The organism is Kitasatospora sp. NPDC056184, from assembly GCF_042268405.1.
In the GTDB taxonomy this organism is placed as follows: Bacteria; Actinomycetota; Actinomycetes; order Streptomycetales; family Streptomycetaceae; genus Kitasatospora.
In genome coordinates, this window is sequence record NZ_JBHJUI010000016.1 from 95,556 (window position 1) to 115,941 (window position 20,386).

Genomic DNA, 20,386 nt, shown 5'->3' on the forward strand with positions numbered 1-20,386 from the left:
CCCCAACCCCCGGGGGGGGCCCCGGTGGTTTGGCGGGGGTTCCCGGGTTTCCGGGGCTCCCGGCCTCCGGGGGGGGGGGGGGGGGGGGGGGGGGGCCCCCCCGCCCCCCGCCCCCGGACTCCCCCTTTCTGTTTCACCTCGCCACACCCCCGAGGAGCTGCTCCGTGTCCAGCACCCTTGCCGAGCCGCGGCCCGTCGAACGCGAGAACCCCCTCCGATGGGTACGCCGGGCGTTCCGTGACTTCCGCCGCTCCCGGCCGTTCTACGGCGGGCTGCTGGCCGTCCTCGCCGGCGTCCCGATCATGTACTTCCCGTACGCCAACCTGTCGTTGAACGGCATGACGATCGCCATGGCCACCACGGCCGGCGCGGGCTCGCTGATCATCGGGGTGCTGCTGATCGTGCTCGGGCTGACCGGCTGGTTCCAGCCGGTCGTCCGGGTCTTCGCGGGCATCGCCACCACGCTGCTCACCCTGGTCTCGATCCCGGTCTCCAACCTGGGCGGCTTCGGCCTGTCGATCCTGCCGGGTCTGATCGGCGGCGGTCTGATGATCGCCTGGGCGCCGATGCCGCCCGCCGAGGCGGTCGAGGCGGCCGAGGCGACCTCCGCCGGGACCGCCGCCGTGGCGGAGAGCACCGTCGCCCCCGAGGAGCCGGTCACCGCGGCCGGTGCCGTGCCCGCCGCCGGGACCTCCGCCGACGAGCCCGCCCCGCGGCCCCCGGCCGCCACCGAGGGCACCGTCCCGGCACAGCAGGCCGGAGAGCCGAAGGAGGTCCGGTGAGCGAGCCGCGCGAGGAGCTTCCGCAGACCGCGGCGCGGCGCTCGCCCCGGCACGCCGCGCCCCGCACGCCCGTGCGGGTCCGGCTGCGCGGCCGGGCGCTGGCGATGGCCGCCGTGCCGACCGCGCTGCTGATGGCCGCCGCCTACACGCCGAACCCGGCGATCGCCGAGCCCACCGCCGGCAAGCCGTGCGCCACCGCCCCGGACGCCGTGCCGCGGGCGCCCGCGGTGGCCGAGACGCCGGTGCCCAAGAGCGAGCTGCCGCCGCCGCTCCCCGGTCCGTCCGTGCCGCTGCCCGAGGCCCCGGCCCCCGGGACGCCCGCCCCGACGGGCGCGCCGAGCGCCGCCCCGACGACCGCGCCGGACCCGACCGCGACCGCCCCTGCCACTGGCACCGCCACCGGCAAGGCGAACGGCGGGGTCGTCCAGGCCGGGCTCATCGACGACCTCGTCGGCGGCGTCACCAACCTGCTCGGGCCGAGCGCCACCGCGACCCCGTCCGCCGGGACGCACGCCGCCGCCCCGGCCGCCGCGCCGACGACGGCCGGCGCCGCCCCGGCCGCCGAGCCGACGGGCCCGCCGGTCACCGCGGCGCCCACGCCCTCGGCCACCCCGGGCACCCCGGCGCCGACCGCTCCGGCCACGCCCACCGCGCCGACGTCCGCGCCGACGACGCCGGCCGCGCCGACGGGCCCGAAGCCGTCCGGCACCCCGTCCGCGTCGGCGAAGCCGTCCGCCGCCGCGAAGCCGTCCGCCTCCGGCAGCCCCTCGGCCACCCCGTCGAAGGACCCGAACTGCCTGGTCGACTCCAAGGCGCTCGCCCCGGGCGGCAAGCCGGCCGACAACCCGATCCTGGTGCCGGACCAGAACTGGACGCTGCAGACCACCCGGCTCGCCCTGAACCACGCGGTGCTGCTCGGCGTGGTCAACGTGCAGACCCCCACCGGCACCAAGCGGGTGCTGAAGTTCGAGGTGGAGAGCGTCGACATCGAGAACCTGCACATGTCGACGCTGGAGGGCAACGGCAGGACCTTCCACGTGAAGGGCGCCCCCGGCTCGGTCTCGACCATGCGCAAGGGCCCGGTCACCATGTACGTGGAGCGGCTCTCCGGCCACCTGTCCAAGGTGCTCGGCCTGCCGGTCCCGATCGACCTGGGCGAGCTGACCCTCACCCCGGACGGCCCGCTGCCGCAGTGGCTGTACGACCTGATCGGTCAGCTGGAGCTGCCGCTGTGGATCGAGCTGACCGGGGTGACCGCGGTCCAGTCGGGCCAGTTCGGCGGCACCCTGAGGATCCCCGGCATGCAGCTGTTCAACGACGACCAGCCCTACCCCGGGAAGGCCTGATCCCGGCCCCCGACGCCCGTGGGGCGGCCCCTCCCGTCCGGAGGGACCGCCCCACGGGCGTGTTTCCGCGCCGCCTTACGCGCTGCGGGTGCCCAGGTGGTGCACCTGGACCATGTTGGTGTTGCCGGGGATGCCGGGCGGGGAACCGGCGGTGACGATCACGGTGTCGCCCTCGCCCAGCTCGCTGATGCGCAGCAGCTCGCGGTCGACCTGCGCGACCATCTCGTCGGTGGTCTCCACCTGCTCGGTCACGTGCGCCTCGACGCCCCAGCTCAGCGAGAGCTGGTTGCGGGTGGCGTGGTCCGGGGTGAAGGCGATCACCGGGATCGGCGAGCGGTAGCGGGAGAGCCGGCGCGCGGTGTCACCGGACTTGGTGAACGCGACCAGCGCCTTGCCGTTCAGGAAGTCGCCCAGCTCGCACGCGGCGCGGGCGATCGAGCCGCCCTGGGTGCGCGGCTTGCGGCCCGGGTTGAGCGGCTGGAGGCCCTGGGAGACCAGTTCCTCCTCGGCCTTCTCGCAGATCCGGCTCATGGTGCGGACGGTCTCGACCGGGTACTTGCCGACGCTGGACTCGGCGGACAGCATGACCGCGTCGGTGCCGTCCAGGATGGCGTTGGCGACGTCGGAGACCTCGGCGCGGGTCGGGCGCGAGGCGTGGATCATCGACTCCATCATCTGGGTGGCGACGATGACCGGCTTGGCGTTCCGGCGGGCCAGGGTGATCAGCTGCTTCTGGACCAGCGGCACCCGCTCCAGCGGGTACTCGACGGCCAGGTCGCCGCGGGCCACCATGATCGCGTCGAAGGCGAGGACGATCTCCTCCATCGCCTCGACGGCCTGCGGCTTCTCGATCTTGGCGATGACCGGCACCCGGATGCCGACCTCGTCCATGACCGCGTGGACGTCCTTGATGTCCGCGGCGTTGCGGACGAAGGACAGGGCGACCATGTCGACGCCCAGGCGCAGGGCGAAGCGCAGGTCCTCCTTGTCCTTCTCGGACAGCGCGGGCACGTTGACGGCCGCGCCGGGGAGGTTGATGCCCTTGTTGTTCGAGAGCACGCCGCCCTCGACGACCATGGTCCTCACCCGCGGGCCGTCGACGCTGACGACCTCCAGGGCGATGACGCCGTCGTTGATCAGGACCGGGTCTCCGGGCTTCACGTCGCCCGGCAGGCCCTTGTAGGTGGTGCCGCAGATGTGCTGGTCACCGGGGACGTCCTCGGTGGTGATGGTGAACTCGTCGCCGTTGTCGACGGTCACCGGCCCGTTGGCGAAGGTCGCCAGACGGATCTTGGGGCCCTGGAGGTCGGCCAGAACGCCGATGGTCTTGCCGGTGTCCTCCGAGACCTGGCGGACCTTGCGGTACCGCTCCTCGTGTTCCGCATGGGAGCCGTGGCTCATGTTCAGTCGGGCGACGTTCATGCCCGCTTCGACGATGGCCTTGAGCTGTTCGTAGGAGTCCGTCGCGGGACCCAGGGTGCAGACAATTTTCGCTCGGCGCATATCGATCAGTCTATCCGTTCGTGTTATTGGTGCATTCGGCCCGAATGGAGAGGAATCGCCGCCGTGGAGTCCGCGGATCGAGACGACGGGGGGTCAGTTTTCGGACAACTGGTGCACCAGGGCGAAGGCCTGCCGGGCGATCTCCAGCTCCTCGTCGGTGGGGACGACGGCGACCGCCACCCGGGCGCTGCCCCCGGAGGGGAGCAGCGCGGGGGAGATGATCCTCGGCTCGCGCGAGCGTACCGAGTTGAGTTCCGGGTCGACGGCGATGCCGAGCTCCTCCAGCCCGGCCGTGGCGGCCGCCCGCACCGGCGCCGCGTTCTCCCCGACACCCGCGGTGAAGGCGATCGCGTCCACCCGGCCGAGCACCGCGTAGTACCCGCCGATGTACTTGCGCAGCCGGTGGATGTACGCGTCGAAGGCCAGCTTCGCGTCCGCGTCGCCGTCGTCGGCGCGGCGCATGATCTCGCGCATGTCGTTGTCGCCGCACAGGCCCAGCAGGCCGCTGCGGCGGTTGAGCAGGTCGTCGATGCCGTCGATCGACAGCCCGCCCACCCGGTGCAGGTGGAAGACCACGCCCGCGTCGATGTCACCCGATCGAGTGCCCATCACCAGGCCCTCCAGCGGGGTCAGGCCCATCGAGGTGTCGACGCAGCGCCCGCCGCTCACCGCCGAGGCGGAGGCGCCGTTGCCCAGGTGCAGCACGATCACGTTGACCTCGGCCGGGTCCTTGCCGAGCAGCCGCGCGGTGGCCCGCGAGACGTACTGGTGCGAGGTGCCGTGGAAGCCGTAGCGGCGCACCCGGTGCTCGTCGGCCACCGCCTTGTCGATCGCGTACCGGGCGGCGTGCTCGGGCATCGAGGCGTGGAAGGCGGTGTCGAAGACGGCCACCTGCGGCAGGTCGGGCCGCAGGGCCCGGGCCACCTCGATGCCGGTGATGTTGGCCGGATTGTGCAGCGGCGCGACCGGGATCAGCCGGCGGATCTCCCGGAGCACGTCGTCGGTGATCACGGTCGGCTCGGTGAACCGCAGCCCGCCGTGCACCACCCGGTGGCCGATCGCGGCCAGCTCGGGCGAGTCCAGCCCCAGGCCGTCGGCGGCCAGCTCCTCGGAGACCGCCTTGAGGGCCGCGCCGTGGTCGGGGAAGGCCTGGACGGCCTCCCGCTCCGCGCCGCCGCGCGGGGTGTGCACCAGCCGGCCGCCGGCCTCGCCGATCCGCTCGACCAGGCCGGAGGCCAGGCGGTCGCCGTCCAGCATGTCGATCAGCTGGTACTTCACCGACGAAGAGCCGGCGTTCAGGACCAGGACCCGCGTGCCCGCGCTCATGCCGCGCCCCCTTCACCGCGCGGCTGGGACCCGCGCTCCTGCGACTGGATGGCGGTGATCGCCACCGTGTTGACGATGTCCTGCACCAGCGCGCCGCGCGACAGGTCGTTGACCGGCTTGCGCAGCCCCTGGAGCACCGGTCCGACGGCGACCGCTCCGGCCGAGCGCTGGACCGCCTTGTAGGTGTTGTTGCCGGTGTTGAGGTCCGGGAAGATCAGCACGGTCGCCCGGCCGGCCACCGCCGAGCCCGGCAGCTTGGTCGCCGCGACGTGCGCGTCCACCGCGGCGTCGTACTGGATCGGCCCCTCGACCAGGATGTCCGGGCGCAGCTCGCGCACCAGCTCGGTGGCCTTGCGGACCTTGTCGACGTCCGCGCCGGAGCCCGAGGTGCCGGTCGAGTAGGAGAGCATCGCGACCCGCGGCTCGACGCCGAACTGGGCCGCGGTGGCGGCCGACTGGATGGCGATGTCGGCGAGCTGCTGGGCGTCCGGATCGGGGTTGACCGCGCAGTCGCCGTACACCAGCACCTTGTCCGCCAGGCACATGAAGAAGACGCTGGAGACGATGGACGCGCCCGGCGAGGTCTTGATCACCTCGAAGGCGGGCCGGATGGTGGCGGCGGTGGAGTGCACCGCGCCGGAGACCATGCCGTCGGCGATGCCCTCCTGGACCATCAGGGTGCCGAAGTAGGAGACGTCGGTGACCACGTCCAGGGCCAGCTCGACGGTCATGCCCTTGTGCGCCCGCAGCCTCGTGTAGAGCTCGGCGAACTGGCGGCGCAGCGGGCTGGTGGCCGGGTCGACGATCCGCACCTGGGCGCGGTCGGCGGCCGGGTCTTCGGCCGGCAGGTCGATGCCCAGGGCCGCGGCCCGGCGGCGGACGGCGTCGGCCTCGCCGAGCAGGGTGAGGTCGCAGATGTTGCGGCGCAGCAGGATCTCGGCGGCGCGCAGCACCCGCTCCTCGGTGCCCTCCGGCAGCACGACGTGCCGGCGGGCCGCCCGGGCCCGCTCCAGCAGCTCGTGCTCGAACATCATCGGGGTCACCCGCTCGGACCGGCCGACCTCGATCAGCTTGGTCAACTCGTCGGTGTCCACGTGCAGTTCGAACAGTCCGAGGGCGATCTCGGCCTTCCGGGGGCTGGCCGAGGAGAGCTTGCCCTCCAGATGGGTCAGCGCGGCGGCGGTGAGCCAGCTGCCCTCCGGGACGACCGCGACGGGCGTGCCGGGGGCGAGCCGGGCGGCCAGGGCCATCACGTTCGGGCCGGGGTGCTGGCCGAGGGTGAGCAGCACGCCGGCGATCGGCGGGGCGCCGGCGGCGTGCGCGGCCAGCGAGCCGATCACCAGGTCGGCGCGGTCCCCGGGGGTGACCACCAGCGCGCCCTCGGTCAGCGCGTCCAGGAAGGTCGGCAGCATGGCGCCGCCGAAGACGAAGCCGCGGACGTCCCGGGCCAGGCCCGCCGCGTCGCCGAGCAGCACCTCGGCACCGGTCGCCTCGACCAGCTGGGCGACGGTCGGCGCGGCCAGCGCCGGCTCCTCGGGGATGACGTAGGCGGGGATCGGCAGCTTCTCGGTGAGCTTGCGCTGGACCGGCTGCTCGGCGGCCGGGGCGACCCGGTTGGCGATCACCGCCAGCGTCTCGCAGCCGAGGTCGGTGTAGGCGCGGTGGGCGTTGCGGACCTCGGCGATCACCGCGTCGGCGTCCTCGCCGTGGCCGCCGATCACCGGCAGCACGGCGGCGCCGAACTCGTTGGCCAGCCGGGCGTTGAAGGCCAGCTCGTCGGGGATGTTGGTGTCGGCGAAGTCGGTGCCCAGCACCAGGACCGCCTGGCAGCGCCGCTCCAGCGCGTGGAACCGGTCCACCAGCACCGAGACCAGCTCGTCCTGCCCCTGCGCGGCCTGCAGCGCGGCGGCCTCCTCGTAGGTGAGGCCGTAGAGCTCGGCGGCCGGCAGGTCCAGCCGGTACCGGGCGCGGAGCAGCTCGACCACGTGGTCCGAGCCGGCCTCTCCCGGCGCCTGGGCGTGCACCAGGGGGCGGAACACCCCGACCCGGTCCACCCGGCGGGTGAGCAGCTCCATGACCCCGAGCTCCACCGCCTGGCGGCCGTCCCCGCGGTCGATCCCGGTCACGTACACGCTGCGCGCCACGCGGCTCTCTCCGTCCCGTCGTCTCAGGAAGTGGTCATATCGACCATACCTTCGCACCGTGAACGCCCGGCCGCGAGCAGAGCGGTCCCGTGGGCGGCAAGGGGCCGAAGGTCCCCGGACCCGGCCTACGGGAAGCGGTCGGGACCGGTGAGCCGGACGGTCACCGCGGCGGGTTGCTCGGTGAGGAGGAGCTGGGTGATCCGCTTGTCCAGCAGCCAGCCGTGCCGGTGGACCAGACTGCCGCCCGGGCCCGGGGTCCAGCCGTCGGCGGCCAGCCGGGCGCGGAGCCGGCGGGCCGCCTCGGCGGCGGGCAGGCCCTCGGTGCTCACGACCACGAGGTCGCGGCGGCAGGCGTGCAGTCCGCAGCTGCGGTCGGGGCCGCTGTCCTGCTCGACGACGAGGCCCGCCGGCAGCGACAGCTCGGAGCGCTCCGGGGAGAAGGGCTCGTGGACGGCGAGCTGGTAGAGCAGGCCGATCACGAGGCCGACCAGGGAGTGGGCGGCGATCACGATGGTCGCCCCGGCGGCCGGCTGGCCGGACCCCCGGGCGGGCCGGGGGCCGCACCGCCGCCGTTCGGCCAGGGTGCCGAGCAGCACCACCAGTCCGGCGGCGAGCGGGTAGCCGGACTGCGACTCGGCGGTGGCCCGGCTGTGGAACCACGCGTACTGCAGTCCGACCGGGATCACCGCCAGCACGGCCAGGACGGCGGCCACCACCACCCCGACCGCCCGGGTGCGGGCCAGTGCGGCCCAACAGGCCAGTGGCAGCAGAACGTAGCCCCAGCCCAGCACCACTCCCACAGAAGGCCCCCCGCCCGCTGTCGACGTCTCAGGCGGGGAGCCTAGAACGTCACGCCGGGCGGAGCCAGATGGTCGCGAGCGGGGGCAGCACCAGCTCGGCGCTGCGCGGCTGGCCGTTCCAGGTGACCGCCTCGGCCTTCACCGGACGGGAGTTGGCCGTCCCGCTGCCACCGTACTCCGCGGCGTCGGTGTTGAGGGCCTCTTCCCAGAGCTGGTCGCGGCCGTCCAGCTCGGGCAGGCCGACCCGGTGGCCGTGCCGGACGACGGGGGAGAAGTTGCAGACGGCGACCAGCGGGGTGCCGTCGGCGGCGTGGCGGACGAAGGAGAGCAGGTTGTCCTCGGCGGCGCCGCCGTCCAGCCAGCGGAAGCCGGCCGGGGAGGTGTCCTGCTCCCACAGCGCCGGGGTGCCGAGGTAGCACCGGTTGAGCTCGCCGACCAGCCGGCGCACGCCCGCGTGCTCCCGGTGGGCCGGCCACTGCTCGTCGAGCACCCACCACTGCGGGCCCTGCTCGTGGTGCCACTCCGAGCCCTGGGCGAACTCCTGGCCCATGAACAGGAGTTGCTTGCCGGGGTGGGCCCACATGAAGCCGAGGTAGGCGCGGTGGTTGGCGCGCTGCTGCCACCAGTCGCCGGGCATCTTGGCGACCAGGGCCTGCTTGCCGTGCACCACCTCGTCGTGCGAGATCGGCAGGATGTAGTTCTCCGAGTAGGCGTACACCATCGAGAAGGTCATCTCGTTGTGGTGGTACCTGCGGTGCACCGGGTCCTTGCTCATGTAGACCAGGGAGTCGTGCATCCAGCCCATGTTCCACTTGAGGCCGAAGCCCAGGCCGCCCTGGTCGGTGGGCCGGGTGACGCCGTCCCAGGCGGTGGACTCCTCGGCGACGGTGATCACGCCGGGGCAGCGCCGGTAGACGGTGGCGTTCATCTCCTGCAGGAAGGCGGCCGCGTCGAGGTTCTCCCGCCCGCCGTACCGGTTGGGGGTCCAGTTGCCGCTGTCGCGCGAGTAGTCGAGGTAGAGCATCGAGGCGACGGCGTCCACCCGCAGGCCGTCGACGTGGAACTCCTCGCACCAGTAGACCGCGTTGGCGACCAGGAAGTTGCGCACCTCGACCCGGCCGTAGTCGAACTCCAGGGTGCCCCAGTCCGGGTGTTCGGCGCGCAGCGGGTCGGCCGGCTCGTACAGCGGCTCGCCGTCGAAGCGGGCGAGCGCGAAGTCGTCCTTGGGGAAGTGCGCGGGCACCCAGTCGACGATCACGCCGATGCCGTGCCGGTGCAGGGTGTCGACCAGGAAGCGGAAGTCGTCCGGGCTGCCGAGCCGGGAGGTGGGCGCGTAGTAGCCGGACACCTGGTAGCCCCAGGAACCGCCGAACGGGTGCTCCATGACCGGCATGAACTCCACGTGGGTGAAGTTCAACTCCTTCAGGTAGCCCGGGAGTTCGGCGGCGATGGCGCGGTAGGTGGTGAGGTCGGGGCGCCAGGACGGCAGGTGCAGCTCGTACACCGACATCGGGGCGCGGTGGTGCGCCGTGCGCGCCCGGCGGGCCATCCACTCGCCGTCCTGCCAGCGGTGGGCCGAGGCGGTGACGACCGAGGCGGTGCCGGGCGGGACCTGCGCGGCGCGGGCCAGCGGGTCGGCCTTGTCCAGGACCCAGCCCTGCCGGGTGTGGATCTCGTACTTGTACTCGGTGCCCTCGCCGAGGCCGGGGACGAACAGCTCCCAGACGCCGGAGGAGCCCAGCGAGCGCATCGGGTGGCCGGTGCCGTCCCAGTGGTTGAAGCCGCCGATCAGCCGCACCCCGGCGGCGTTCGGCGCCCAGACGGCGAACGCGGTGCCGGGCACCCCGTCCACGGTGCGGAGGTGCGAGCCGAGGGCCCGCCAGAGCTGCTCGTGCCGGCCCTCGGAGATCAGGTGCAGGTCGAGTTCGCCGAGCGTGGGCGGGGTGCGGTAGCCGTCGTGCTGGCGGATCGGTTCGCCGCCCGGGTAGCTGACCAGCAGCCGGTAGTCGGGCGCCTGCGGGGCGGCGAGCAGGCCGGTGAACAGCCCGCCCTGCTGGTGGGTGAGCTCGACCGGGCCCTGCCCGGTCTCCACCACGACCCGCTCGGCGAACGGGCGCAGCACCCGGATCGCGGTGCCGCCGTGCACGGGGTGGGCGCCGAGCAGGGCGTGCGGGTCGTGGTGCTGGCCGCCGACCAGCCGGTCCACCTCGCCGGGCGGCAGCGGTGCCTCGGGCAGCCGCAGCGCCCCGGCGGGCAGCGGGTCGGCGGGCAGCGGGCCGGCGGCGGGCACCGGCTCGTCGGCGGGGTCGGGAACGGGTTCGGGGGAGGGCTCGGGGGCGGATGCCGGCCCGGCGGGCGCCGGCTCGGCCCGCCGGACGGTCGCGGGCTCACGCTTCGGGGAGTCCGTGCCGGCCAGGAAGGTGGCCGGCACGGAGCGGGTGGTGCGGCCTGGCGGGTCGAGCGGCGTCACGGCGGGGACCTCTCTTGGAGCGGGACGGCGGAACGAGGGACGTCAGACGGTGAGCGCCAGCCGGTTGATCGCGGCCAGCGGGATCGGCAGCCAGCTCGGCCGGTGCCGGGCCTCGTACACCACCTCGTACACCGCCTTGTCGATCTCCAGCGCGCGCATCAGCTCCGGCGAGGCGGCCGGGTCGGTGCCGCCGCCCGCGGTGTAGCCGGCGCAGAACGCGGTGCGGTTGCGCTGCGCCCAGGCGGCGGCCAGGTGCGCCAGCTCCGGGTCGGGCGGCCCGCCGGCCAGCAGGTGGGCGGCGGCGTAGTCGAAGGAGCGGAGCATCGCGGCGACGTCCCGCAGCGCGGTCTGCGGCTCGCGCCGTTCGGCGACCGACTTGGCGGGCTCGCCCTCGAAGTCCAGCAGCACCCAGCCGTGCGGGGTGCGCATCGCCTGGCCGAGGTGCAGGTCGCCGTGGATCCGCTGGACCGGCAGGCCGTCCGGGTGGGCGTCGGCCAGCTGCCGGAAGGCCGAGCGCAGCGCGCCCCGGTAGCGCATCAGCCCGGGGACGGCGGCGACCGCGCTGTCCAGCCGGTCGGCCATCGCGGTGGCCAGCTGCCGGGTCTGGGTGCGGTCCAGCCGGGCGACCGGCATCGAGCGGGCGAGCACCCGGTGCACCTCGGCGGTGGCCCGGCCGAGCCGGTGCGCCTCGATCGCGAAGTTGCCCGGCGACGGGTCGCCCTTCAGCCGGCCGACCTGGTCGAGGGCGAGCTCCCAGCCGTCCTCGGCCTCGGGGAGGTAGCGCTGGAGCAGCCCGAGGGTGGCCGGCTCGGCACGCTCCAGGCGGCTCTCGAACCAGGCGGCGACCCGGGGGATGCGGGTCGAGCCGGCCCGGGAGAGCGCGAGCGACAGTTCGAGGTCGGGGTTGGTGCCGGGGTGGACACGGCGGAACAGCTTCAGGATGTACGAGGTGCCGTAGATGACGGAGCTGTTGGACTGCTCGGCGGTGGAGGCGCGGCCGGGCAGGTTGGTGGGGAGCCCGGAGCCGGGGGTGCGGCGGAAGGACAGCGAGCCGAACCGGTCGCCGGTGGCCAGGTGCTCCAGCAGCCGGCCGGTGAGCTCGGGGTCGTGCACCGCGTCGTAGAGCGCCGCCCCGTCGTACGGGCCCTGGGTGAGCCGGCCGAGGACGGCGGAGGGCTCGATGCCGGTCGGGCCGGCCGAGCGGATGCCGAGCAGCAGTTGGTACAGGTCGCCGTGCGGCGCGCCGGCGGTCGCCGCGTGCTCGACCCGGAGCAGCAGGTGCAGCAGGGCGGGGTCGCCGACCTGGAGGGGGGTGCCGACCACCGGGGTGAGGCCGGTGATCGGCCGGCCCTTCCCGGCGTACCAGCGCTGGGTGGGGAGCCATTCGGCGATCAGCGGCAGCGCCGCCTGGACGAGTTCGCTGACCCCCAGGGCGGTCCTCCGGACCCCGGCGCCCCGCGGGGCGGCCGCCGCGGCGGGGCCGGCGGGGGCGTCACGGTGCAGGGGGGCTTGCGAACGGGAGGTTTCGGACATGACTCCCTTTCCCCGGAGGAGCTGGGCGGATCGCCCGACGGGTCTGGCCGGGTCCGTCAGTCTTCCGGATTGCGGCGGCGCGGCGGCGCGGCACGCGAGCGGTGGGCCCGGGTGTCACGCCTTCGTGTGGGTGGCCGTTGGGCTGTTCTCCGTACGCGGTGGTGCAGAGACGACCGGGGGCGCGGGGTGCGAACTCGCGCCCCCGGAGGCTTCGATGGGGCCTGCGGCAGGTGCCGGATCGTTACTTCGATCGCCTGGTTCCGCTCAGCCTGGGGGGCCGGCGGAGCTGGAACCAGTAGAAGCCGTGGCCGGCGAGGGTGAGCAGGTACGGCCACTCACCGATCGAGGGGAAGCGCACCCCGCCGATCAGCTCCACCGGGTACCGTCCGCCGTACTGCCTCAGGTCCAGTTCGGTCGGCTGCGCGAAGCGGGAGAAGTTGTTCACGCACATGACCAGGTCCCCCTCGTGCTCGCGCACGAAGGCCAGCACCGCGGGGTTGCTGGAGGGCAGTTCGGTGTAGGTGCCGAGGCCGAACGCCGGGTTGAGCTTGCGGATCTCGATCATGCGACGCGTCCAGTGCAGCAGCGAACTCGAACTGCTCTGCTGCGCCTCGACGTTGGTCACCTGATAGCCGTACACCGGATCCATGATGGGTGGCAGACTGAGCCTGCCCGGGTCGGCGGAGGAGAAACCCGCGTTGCGGTCCGGGGTCCACTGCATCGGGGTCCGGACGCCGTCCCGGTCGCCCAGCCAGATGTTGTCCCCCATGCCGATCTCGTCCCCGTAGTAGAGCACCGGGGAGCCGGGCAGGGAGAGCAGCAGGGCGGTGAAGAGCTCGACCTGGTTGCGGTCGTTCTCCAGCAGCGGGGAGAGCCGTCGGCGGATGCCCACGTTGGCGCGCATCCGCGGGTCCTTGGCGTACTCCGCGTACATGTAGTCGCGCTCCTCGTCGGTGACCATCTCCAGGGTCAGCTCGTCGTGGTTGCGCAGGAAGATGCCCCACTGGCAGCCGTGCGGGATGTTGGGCGTCTTGGCGAGGATCTCCGAGACGGGGTAGCGGGACTCCCGGCGGACCGCCATGAAGATCCGCGGCATCACCGGGAAGTGGAACGCCATGTGGCACTCGTCGCCGCCGGAGGCGAAGTCGCCGAAGTAGTCGACGACGTCCTCCGGCCACTGGTTGGCCTCGGCGAGCAGCACGGTGTCCGGGTAGTCGGCGTCGATCTCCTTGCGGACCCGCTGGAGGAACTCGTGCGTCTCCGGCAGGTTCTCGCAGTTGGTGCCCTCCCGGGCGAACAGGTACGGCACCGCGTCCAGCCGGAACCCGTCGATGCCGAGGTCGAGCCAGAACCGCAGGCCGGCGATCATCTCGTCCTGGACCCGCGGGTTGTCGTAGTTGAGGTCCGGCTGGTGGGAGAAGAACCGGTGCCAGAAGTACTGCTTGCGCACCGGGTCGTACGTCCAGTTGGAGGTCTCGGTGTCGACGAAGATGATCCGGGCGTCGGGGTACTGCTTGTCGTCGTCGGCCCACATGTAGAAGTCGCCGTACGGGCCGTCCGGATCCTCCCGGGAGGCCTGGAACCACGGGTGCTGGTCGCTCGTGTGGTTCATGACGAAGTCGATGATCACGCGCATGCCGCGGGCGTGCGCGGCGTCCACGAACTCCATGAAGTCCGCGAGGTCGCCGAACTCCGGCAGCACCGACTTGTAGTCGGACACGTCGTACCCGCCGTCGCGCAGCGGCGAGGCGAAGAACGGCGGCAGCCAGAGGCAGTCGACGCCGAGCCACTGCAGGTAGTCGAGTTTGGACGTGAGCCCCTTGAGGTCCCCGACCCCGTCGCCGTTGCTGTCCTGGAAGGACCGCACCAGCACCTCGTAGAAGACCGCACGCTTGAACCAGTCCGGGTCCAAGTTCTTCTTGGAGGTCTCGGGGAAGGTGTCGGGGACGGGCTCGTTCACTGTCACGCTGGGTTCCTCCGAACCGTGAGGAGGTGGGCAGGCTCGGCTGAGGGGTCGAGCCGGACGTAGTTGTGCCGGCCCCACGTGTAGGCGGCACCGGTGAGCTCGTCGTGGACCGCGAAGGGCCCGTCCCCGTCCAGGGTGACGGTGGCCTCCTGGGCGTGGTGGGGATCCAGGTTGACCACGGTGATGAGGTGGTCGGTGAGGCCGTCGGGTGTCAGGGCGGTCTTGGAGTAGGCGAGCACCTGGTCGTTGTCGGTGGGGTGGAAGCGCAGCGAACGCAACTGCTGGAGGGCCGGGTGACGGCGGCGCAGCCGGTTCAGGACGGTGAGCAGCGGGGCGAGGGTGTCGGTGCGGCTCCAGTCCCGGGGGCGCAGTTCGAACTTCTCCGAGTGCAGGTACTCCTCGGATCCGGGGTGGGCCGGCTCGTTCTCGCAGAGCTCGAAGCCGGCGTACACGCCGTAGCTGGGGGAGAGGGTGGCGGCCAGCACGGCGCGGATCGCGAAGGCGGCCGGGCCGCCGTGCTGGAGGAAGGCGTGCAGGATGTCCGGGGTGTTGGCGAAGAGGTTGGGCCGCATGTGCGCGGCCGCCTCGCCGGTCAGCTCGGTGAGGTACTCGGTGAGTTCCGCCTTGCTGTTGCGCCAGGTGAAGTACGTGTACGACTGGTGGAAGCCGATCTTCCCCAGGGTGTGCATCATCGCGGGGCGGGTGAAGGCCTCGGCGAGGAAGAGGACGTCCGGGTCGGTGCGGGCGATGTCGGCGAGCACCCGCTCCCAGAAGACCACCGGTTTGGTGTGCGGGTTGTCGACCCGGAAGATCCGTACGCCGTGCGCCATCCAGAACCGGAGGACCCGGATCGTCTCCTTGACGATTCCGTCCATGTCCTGGTCGAAGTTGATCGGATAAATATCCTGGTATTTTTTCGGCGGATTTTCGGCGTACGCGATGGTGCCGTCCGCGCGGTGGCTGAACCATTCCGGGTGCTTGTTCACCCACGGGTGGTCCGGCGAGCACTGGAGCGCGAAGTCCAGCGCCACCTCCAGGTGCAGCGCGGCGGCCTCGGCGACGAAGTGGTCGAAGTCCTCGATGGTCCCGAGGTCCGGGTGGACGGCGTCGTGGCCCCCCTCCGGCGAGCCGATCGCCCACGGCGAGCCGACGTCGTGCGGACCGGCCGTCAGGGTGTTGTCCGGGCCCTTGCGGAAGGCTCGTCCGATCGGGTGGACCGGCGGCAGGTAGACCACGTCGAAGCCCATCGCGGCGATCGCCGGCAGCCGCTCGGCGGCGGTCCGCAGGGTGCCGGAGCGGGGCGGCTCCACCCCGGCCGGGTCGACCACCGCGCCCTCCGAACGGGGGAAGAACTCGTACCAGGAGCCGAACAGCGCCCGCTCCCGGTCGACCTGGAGCGGCGCCGGCCGGGAGGCGCTCACCAGTTCGCGCAGCGGGAAGCGGCCGAGCAGCTCCTGCACCTCCGGGGCGAGCGCGGCGGCCAGCCGGGACAGCGGCGGGAGCCCCGGGTCGCGCAGCGCCTCGGCGGCGGCCAGCACCACCGCCCGGCCGTCCTTCTTCGGCACCCCGGCGGCGGCGCGCTCCAGCAGCTGGGCGCCCTCCTCCAGGACGAGCGCGGTGTCGATCCCGGCCGGCAGCTTGACCGCGGCGGCCCTGCGCCAGGTGGCCACCGGATCCGACCAGGCCTCCACCAGGTACGACCAGCGCCCGGGGGCGGTCGGCGTGACGTACGCGCCCCAGCGGTCGCTGCCCTCGGCCAGCTCGCGCATCGGCGTCCACGGGCCGCTGCGGCCGCGCGGGTCGCGCAGCACGACGTTGGCGTTGACCGCGTCGTGGCCCTCGCGGAACACGGTCGCGCGGACCGGGAAGGTCTCGCCCACCACGGCCTTGGCCGGGCGGCGGCCGGCGTCTACGAGGGGGCTGACGTCCAGGACGGGGATGCGGCCGATCACGGTGTCGCTCTCTGTCGTCTTGCGGGCGGCGGGCTTGCGGGCGGCGGCGGGCTTGGCGCGGGCGCCCCCGGCGGCGGGGCGCGCGGCGGCGGTCCGGGCCGGTGCGCCGCCCTCGGCCTTCGGGGCGGAGGGAGCGGCGGTGCTCGCGCTGCGACGGGTGGTGGTGCGCTTGCGCGGGGCCTCGGCTCGGCTCGGCCCTGGGGCGGTCCGGCTCTCGTCGGCCCCGGGTTGCCGGGCCGGTTCGTCCGGTCGCTCCGTACGGATAGCCCCGGCACCCCGGGGCCCCGGCATCGCCGCGTCTGTCCGAGTGTCAGAATCCATCCGTCCGGCGGATTCCGCGACCGCTGCGTCGGGGGTGTCGGCCACCGGTGTGGACTGGTCCCGCGTGTCGCCGTGCATGCCAAACTCCTGCCCGAGATCGGCGGCAGCTCCCGCGGGCCGGGGGGCGGCCAGGGGAGTACCGGGAGGACTGCTGGGTGGGGAGGACGTGCGACGGAAGCCTGCCCGCGCCGCCGTTCCGGGCAACCTGCCCCGCTCCCGCTCGGCCCGTGGCGGAGAGCCCGAGAGCCCGCGCGCGTTCCGGCGCACGCCTCTCCGGGCGCGCCTCCGGACGACCCAGCCCACCCGTGAACGAGCAGGGTCGGACCGAGGACACGCGGCGGTCCGCGATGGGCGCCGAATGGACCAATCAGGATGAGGAACGGTCAACGCGAAAAGGATTCGGACGTGCTGCTTCGCGGGGGAACGCCACCCGTCTCCGCACACCCCGCAGCATCGACGACCGTGCTTCATCCTCGCACTGGTGACCCCGATTCCGCAGCGGTACGCCAGGAGTTTCAGAGACGATCGGGCGCGGGTCCGCCGGCGGAAATGGATCTGTTCCGCGGTGTTCACGTATTGGTGGCGCGGCCCTGCGAAAAGTGCGCCTCGCGCGCCCCCCGTGCAGACCAATGCGCCGAATGCGATCTCATCAATAGGCCGAACGGATGCCGAATAGCCCAACTGACGCACCATCATGCCATCCGCCGAGGCTACGCTTCACGCCGTGAAGGCAATCCGCAGATTCACCGTCCGCACCGTCCTGCCCGAACAACTCCAGCCGTTGCACGAGCTGGCCCTCAACCTGCGCTGGTCCTGGCACCCCGAGACCCGGGACCTCTTCCGGTCCGTGGACCCGGACGTCTGGGCCGCGACGGGGGAGGACCCGGTGCGGCTGCTCGGGGAGGTCCCCGCCGCCCGGCTCGCCGCGCTCGCCGCCGACCGCCGGTTCCTGCGCCGGCTCGGCGACCTCGCCGACGACCTGCGGGAGTACCTGGCGGGCCCGCGCTGGTACCAGGGCGCCGGGCAGCAGGGCGCCGCCCCGCTGCCGGCCGCCATCGCCTACTTCTCGCCCGAGTACGGCATCGCCGCCGCGCTGCCCCAGTACTCCGGCGGCCTCGGCATCCTGGCCGGCGACCACCTCAAGGCCGCCAGCGACCTCGGCGTCCCGGTCATCGGCGTCGGCCTCTTCTACCGGCACGGCTACTTCCGGCAGTCCCTCGACCGGGACGGCTGGCAGCAGGAGCGCTACCCGCTGCTGGACCCGGACGAGCTGGCCGTCACCCTGCTCCGGGAGGCCGACGGCACCCCCGGCCGGGTCGACCTCGCCCTGCCCGGCGGCCGCACCCTCGCCGCGCACATCTGGAAGGCCCAGGTCGGGCGGGTCCCGCTGCTGCTGCTCGACTCCGGCATCGAGGCCAACTCGCCCGCCGAGCGCGACGTCACCGACCGCCTCTACGGCGGCGGCAGCGAGCACCGGCTGCTCCAGGAGATGCTGCTCGGCATCGGCGGCGTCCGGGCGGTGCGCGCCTACCAGCGGCTCACCGGCCACCCCGCCCCCGAGGTCTTCCACACCAACGAGGGCCACGCCGGGTTCCTCGGCGTCGAGCGGATCCGGGAACTCGTCGCGGACGCCGGGCTCGACTTCGCCGCCGCCCTGGAGGCGGTCCGGGCCGGCACCCTGTTCACCACCCACACGCCCGTCCCGGCCGGCATCGACCGCTTCGACCGCGACCTGGTCGCCCGGCACTTCGGCGGCGACACCGCGCTGCCCGGCGTCCCGGTCGACCAGGTGCTCGCGCTGGGCGCCGAGACCTGGCGCGGCGGCGACCCCAAGCTCTTCAACATGGCCGCCATGGGCCTGCGGCTCGCCCAGCGCGCCAACGGCGTCTCCACCCTGCACGGCGAGGTCAGCCGCTCGATGTTCAACGGCCTCTGGCCGGGCTTCGACGCCGCGGACGTCCCGATCACCTCCGTCACCAACGGCGTGCACGCCGCCACCTGGATCGACCCGGCGGTCGTCCGGCTCGGCGCCGGCGAGATCGGCGCCGACCGGGCCGAGGAGGCCATGACCACCGGCGGGACCCAGCGCTGGACCGGCCTGGAGCGGATCGGCAACACCGAGGTCTGGGAGCTGCGCCGCACCCTGCGCGCCCAACTGGTCGACGAGGTCCGCCACCGGCTGCGCGCGTCCTGGCGCCAGCGCGGGGCCGGCGAGGCCGAGCTCGGCTGGGTCTCCTCGGTGCTCGACCCGGACGTGCTCACCATCGGCTTCGCCCGCCGGGTGCCGTCCTACAAGCGGCTCACCCTGATGCTCCGGGACCACCAGCGGCTGCGCGCCCTGCTGCTGCACCCGACCCGGCCGGTGCAGATCGTGGTCGCCGGCAAGGCCCACCCGGCCGACGACGGCGGCAAGCGGCTGATCCAGCAGATGGTGGCCTTCGCCGACGACCCGGCCGTCCGGCACCGGATCGTCTTCCTGCCGGACTACGACATGGCGATGGCCCAGCACCTCTACCCGGGCTGCGACGTCTGGCTGAACAACCCGCTCCGCCCGCTGGAGGCCTGCGGCACCTCCGGAATGAAGGCCGCGCTCAACGGCTGCCTCAACCTGTCGGTGCTGGACGGCTGGTGGGACGAGTGGTTCGACGGCCAGAACGGCTGGGCGATCCCCACCGCCGACACCGGCGAGGGCGTGCTCGACCCGGACAGCCGGGAGGCCGAGCGGCGCGACGACATCGAGGCCGCCGCGCTCTACGACCTGATCGAGGACCAGGTGGCCACCCGGTTCTACGACCGGGGCTCGGACGGCCTGCCGCACCGGTGGATCGCGATGGTCAGGCACACCCTGGTGACCCTCGGGCCCAAGGTGCTGGCCGGGCGGATGGTCCGCGAGTACGTCGAACGGCTCTACGCCCCGGCCGCGCTGGCCCAGCGGGAGCTGGCGGGGACCGGCGCGTTCCGGGCCGCCCACGAGCTGGCCGAGTGGAAGGCCGGGGTGCGCGAGGCCTGGCCGGTCGTCCGGGTGGAGCACGTCGAGGCGGACTGCCCGGACGAGGCGCAGGAGCTGGGCAGCGCCCTGGCGCTGCGGGTGCAGGTGGCGCTCGGCCCCCTGGAGCCGGCCGACGTCGAGGTGCAGGTGGTCTCCGGCCGGGTCGACGAGTCGGACCGGATCTCCGACGCCGCGCTGCTCGCCCTCAAGCCGGTCGGCGGGCCCGACCTCGACGGGCGGACCAGGTACGAGGGCTCCCTGGAGCTCGGCCGCACCGGGCCCTTCGGCTACACCGTGCGGGTGCTGCCCGCCCACCCCCGGCTGGCCTCGCCCGCCGAGCTGGGCCTGGTGGCGCTGCCGCCGGAGGCGGCCGGGATGGACGCCGGACTGCTGCGCTGAGCGGGCGGGGGAGGGGCGCCGGTCCGACCGGTGCCCCTCCCGTCCTCCTGTCCGGCGGCCTCAGCGGACCGCGGCCACCAGGGCGTCGGTGACCGAGCGCCAGGCCACTCCGGCCTCGGCGAAACCGGCCTCCCGCAGCCGCTCGGTGTGCCAGCCGGCCGGGTGCGACTCGCCGTCGGCGTGCGAGCCGTAGATCCGGTTGCGGGCGGCCACCTGCTCGGCGAGCAGCGGGTCGGCCGCGGCGGCGAGCCACCAGCTCTCCCAGTCGAGGACGCCCTCGGCCTTCTCGCGCTCCTGCCGGCCGTGCCGCAGGGCCCGCTCGGCGGTGTTGAGCAGCGGGACCGCCGGGTCGGGCATGTGGTCGGCGTTGAGGAACACCCCGCCCGGGCGGACCAGGCCGGCCAGGTCGCCGAAGAGCCGGACCAGGGCGGCGGCCGGCAGCCAGTGCAGCGCGGTGGCGGTCACCACGGCGTCGAACGGGCCGGGCGGCAGGGCGTCGGCCCACCGCGGGTCCTTGAGGTCGGCGCTGACCAGGGTGAACCGCTCGTCCTCGCCGAGGACGCCGCGGGCGATGGTCATCAGCGCCGGGTCCTGGTCCACGCCGACGCTGGTGGCGCCGGGCAGCCGGGCGAGCAGCCGCTCGGTGATGCTGCCGGTGCCGCAGGCGAGGTCGAGGACGCGCGGGGCGGGCCCGGTCACCGCCTCGACGACGTCGAGCATCACCCGGAACCGCTCCTCGCGGTCCGGCAGGTACCACTCCTGCTGGCGGTCCCAGCTGCGCTGCCACTGCTCCCAGTGGTGGCGGTCGACCATGGTCGCTCCCTTTCGTGGGGGATCGATGTGCCCCGGGAACGA

General features: G+C 73.5%; 12 protein-coding genes. 3 read left to right on the plus strand and 9 right to left on the minus strand.

Going from position 1 to position 20,386, the window contains the following annotated elements:
- The first annotated feature begins 164 nt into the window (after positions 1-164).
- Both ACFC0B_RS28075 and ACFC0B_RS28080 read left to right on the plus strand, forming a co-directional pair.
- Positions 165-782 (plus strand): DUF6114 domain-containing protein, encoded by a 618-nt coding sequence (locus tag ACFC0B_RS28075; protein ID WP_376091547.1) that lies wholly within the window; start codon positions 165-167, stop codon positions 780-782.
- Positions 779-2,128 carry a hypothetical protein gene (locus tag ACFC0B_RS28080; protein ID WP_376091550.1) on the plus strand — a complete coding sequence of 450 codons (1,350 nt, stop codon included), beginning with the start codon at positions 779-781 and terminating at the stop codon, positions 2,126-2,128. The genes ACFC0B_RS28075 and ACFC0B_RS28080 overlap by 4 nt, the downstream gene beginning before the upstream one ends.
- Positions 2,129-2,203: 75 nt before the next feature.
- Here ACFC0B_RS28080 and pyk read toward each other — a convergent pair whose 3' ends face one another.
- From pyk to ACFC0B_RS28120, 8 genes are all read right to left on the minus strand, one after another.
- The gene (pyk, locus tag ACFC0B_RS28085; protein WP_376091553.1) at positions 2,204-3,631 is read right to left on the minus strand and encodes a pyruvate kinase; all 1,428 of its coding nucleotides are present in this window, start codon (positions 3,629-3,631) and stop codon (positions 2,204-2,206) included.
- Between the two features lie 93 nt (positions 3,632-3,724).
- Positions 3,725-4,957 (minus strand): acetate kinase, encoded by a 1,233-nt coding sequence (locus ACFC0B_RS28090; protein ID WP_376091555.1) that lies wholly within the window; start codon positions 4,955-4,957, stop codon positions 3,725-3,727.
- Positions 4,954-7,101 carry a phosphate acetyltransferase gene (gene pta / locus ACFC0B_RS28095; RefSeq protein ID WP_376091558.1) on the minus strand — a complete coding sequence of 716 codons (2,148 nt, stop codon included), beginning with the start codon at positions 7,099-7,101 and terminating at the stop codon, positions 4,954-4,956. The genes ACFC0B_RS28090 and pta overlap by 4 nt, the downstream gene beginning before the upstream one ends.
- 125 nt (positions 7,102-7,226) lie before the next feature.
- Positions 7,227-7,901, minus strand: a complete 675-nt coding sequence (locus ACFC0B_RS28100; RefSeq protein WP_376091561.1) for a hypothetical protein — start codon at positions 7,899-7,901, stop codon at positions 7,227-7,229.
- Positions 7,902-7,950: 49 nt separating this feature from the next.
- A complete protein-coding gene (glgB, locus tag ACFC0B_RS28105) occupies positions 7,951-10,371 on the minus strand; it encodes a 1,4-alpha-glucan branching protein GlgB (protein ID WP_376091564.1) in 2,421 nt (806 codons plus the stop codon).
- A gap of 42 nt (positions 10,372-10,413) precedes the next feature.
- Positions 10,414-11,904 carry a phosphotransferase gene (locus ACFC0B_RS28110; RefSeq protein ID WP_376091567.1) on the minus strand — a complete coding sequence of 497 codons (1,491 nt, stop codon included), beginning with the start codon at positions 11,902-11,904 and terminating at the stop codon, positions 10,414-10,416.
- Between the two features lie 241 nt (positions 11,905-12,145).
- Complete coding sequence (gene treS / locus ACFC0B_RS28115; protein WP_376091570.1) at positions 12,146-13,870, minus strand: maltose alpha-D-glucosyltransferase; 1,725 nt, start codon at positions 13,868-13,870, stop codon at positions 12,146-12,148.
- Positions 13,867-15,822 carry an alpha-1,4-glucan--maltose-1-phosphate maltosyltransferase gene (locus ACFC0B_RS28120; protein ID WP_376091717.1) on the minus strand — a complete coding sequence of 652 codons (1,956 nt, stop codon included), beginning with the start codon at positions 15,820-15,822 and terminating at the stop codon, positions 13,867-13,869. The genes treS and ACFC0B_RS28120 overlap by 4 nt, the downstream gene beginning before the upstream one ends.
- A gap of 1,045 nt (positions 15,823-16,867) precedes the next feature.
- On the opposite strand from ACFC0B_RS28120, the gene glgP reads away from it, so the two are divergent.
- The gene (gene glgP / locus ACFC0B_RS28125) at positions 16,868-19,531 is read left to right on the plus strand and encodes an alpha-glucan family phosphorylase (RefSeq protein WP_376091573.1); all 2,664 of its coding nucleotides are present in this window, start codon (positions 16,868-16,870) and stop codon (positions 19,529-19,531) included.
- A 60-nt stretch (positions 19,532-19,591) separates the two neighbouring features.
- Here glgP and ACFC0B_RS28130 read toward each other — a convergent pair whose 3' ends face one another.
- Positions 19,592-20,344 (minus strand): class I SAM-dependent methyltransferase, encoded by a 753-nt coding sequence (locus ACFC0B_RS28130; RefSeq protein WP_376091576.1) that lies wholly within the window; start codon positions 20,342-20,344, stop codon positions 19,592-19,594.
- Between the last annotated feature and the right edge of the window lie 42 nt (positions 20,345-20,386).

What these genes read in the sequence shown, in the direction of transcription:
- ACFC0B_RS28130 (WP_376091576.1), bottom strand. Translation starts at nt 20,344, where the DNA reads ATGGTCGACCGCCACCACTGGGAGCAGTGGCAGCGCAGCTGGGACCGC.
- pyk (WP_376091553.1), bottom strand. Translation starts at nt 3,631, where the DNA reads ATGCGCCGAGCGAAAATTGTCTGCACCCTGGGTCCCGCGACGGACTCC.
- ACFC0B_RS28110 (WP_376091567.1), bottom strand. Translation starts at nt 11,904, where the DNA reads ATGTCCGAAACCTCCCGTTCGCAAGCCCCCCTGCACCGTGACGCCCCC.
- ACFC0B_RS28090 (WP_376091555.1), bottom strand. Translation starts at nt 4,957, where the DNA reads ATGAGCGCGGGCACGCGGGTCCTGGTCCTGAACGCCGGCTCTTCGTCG.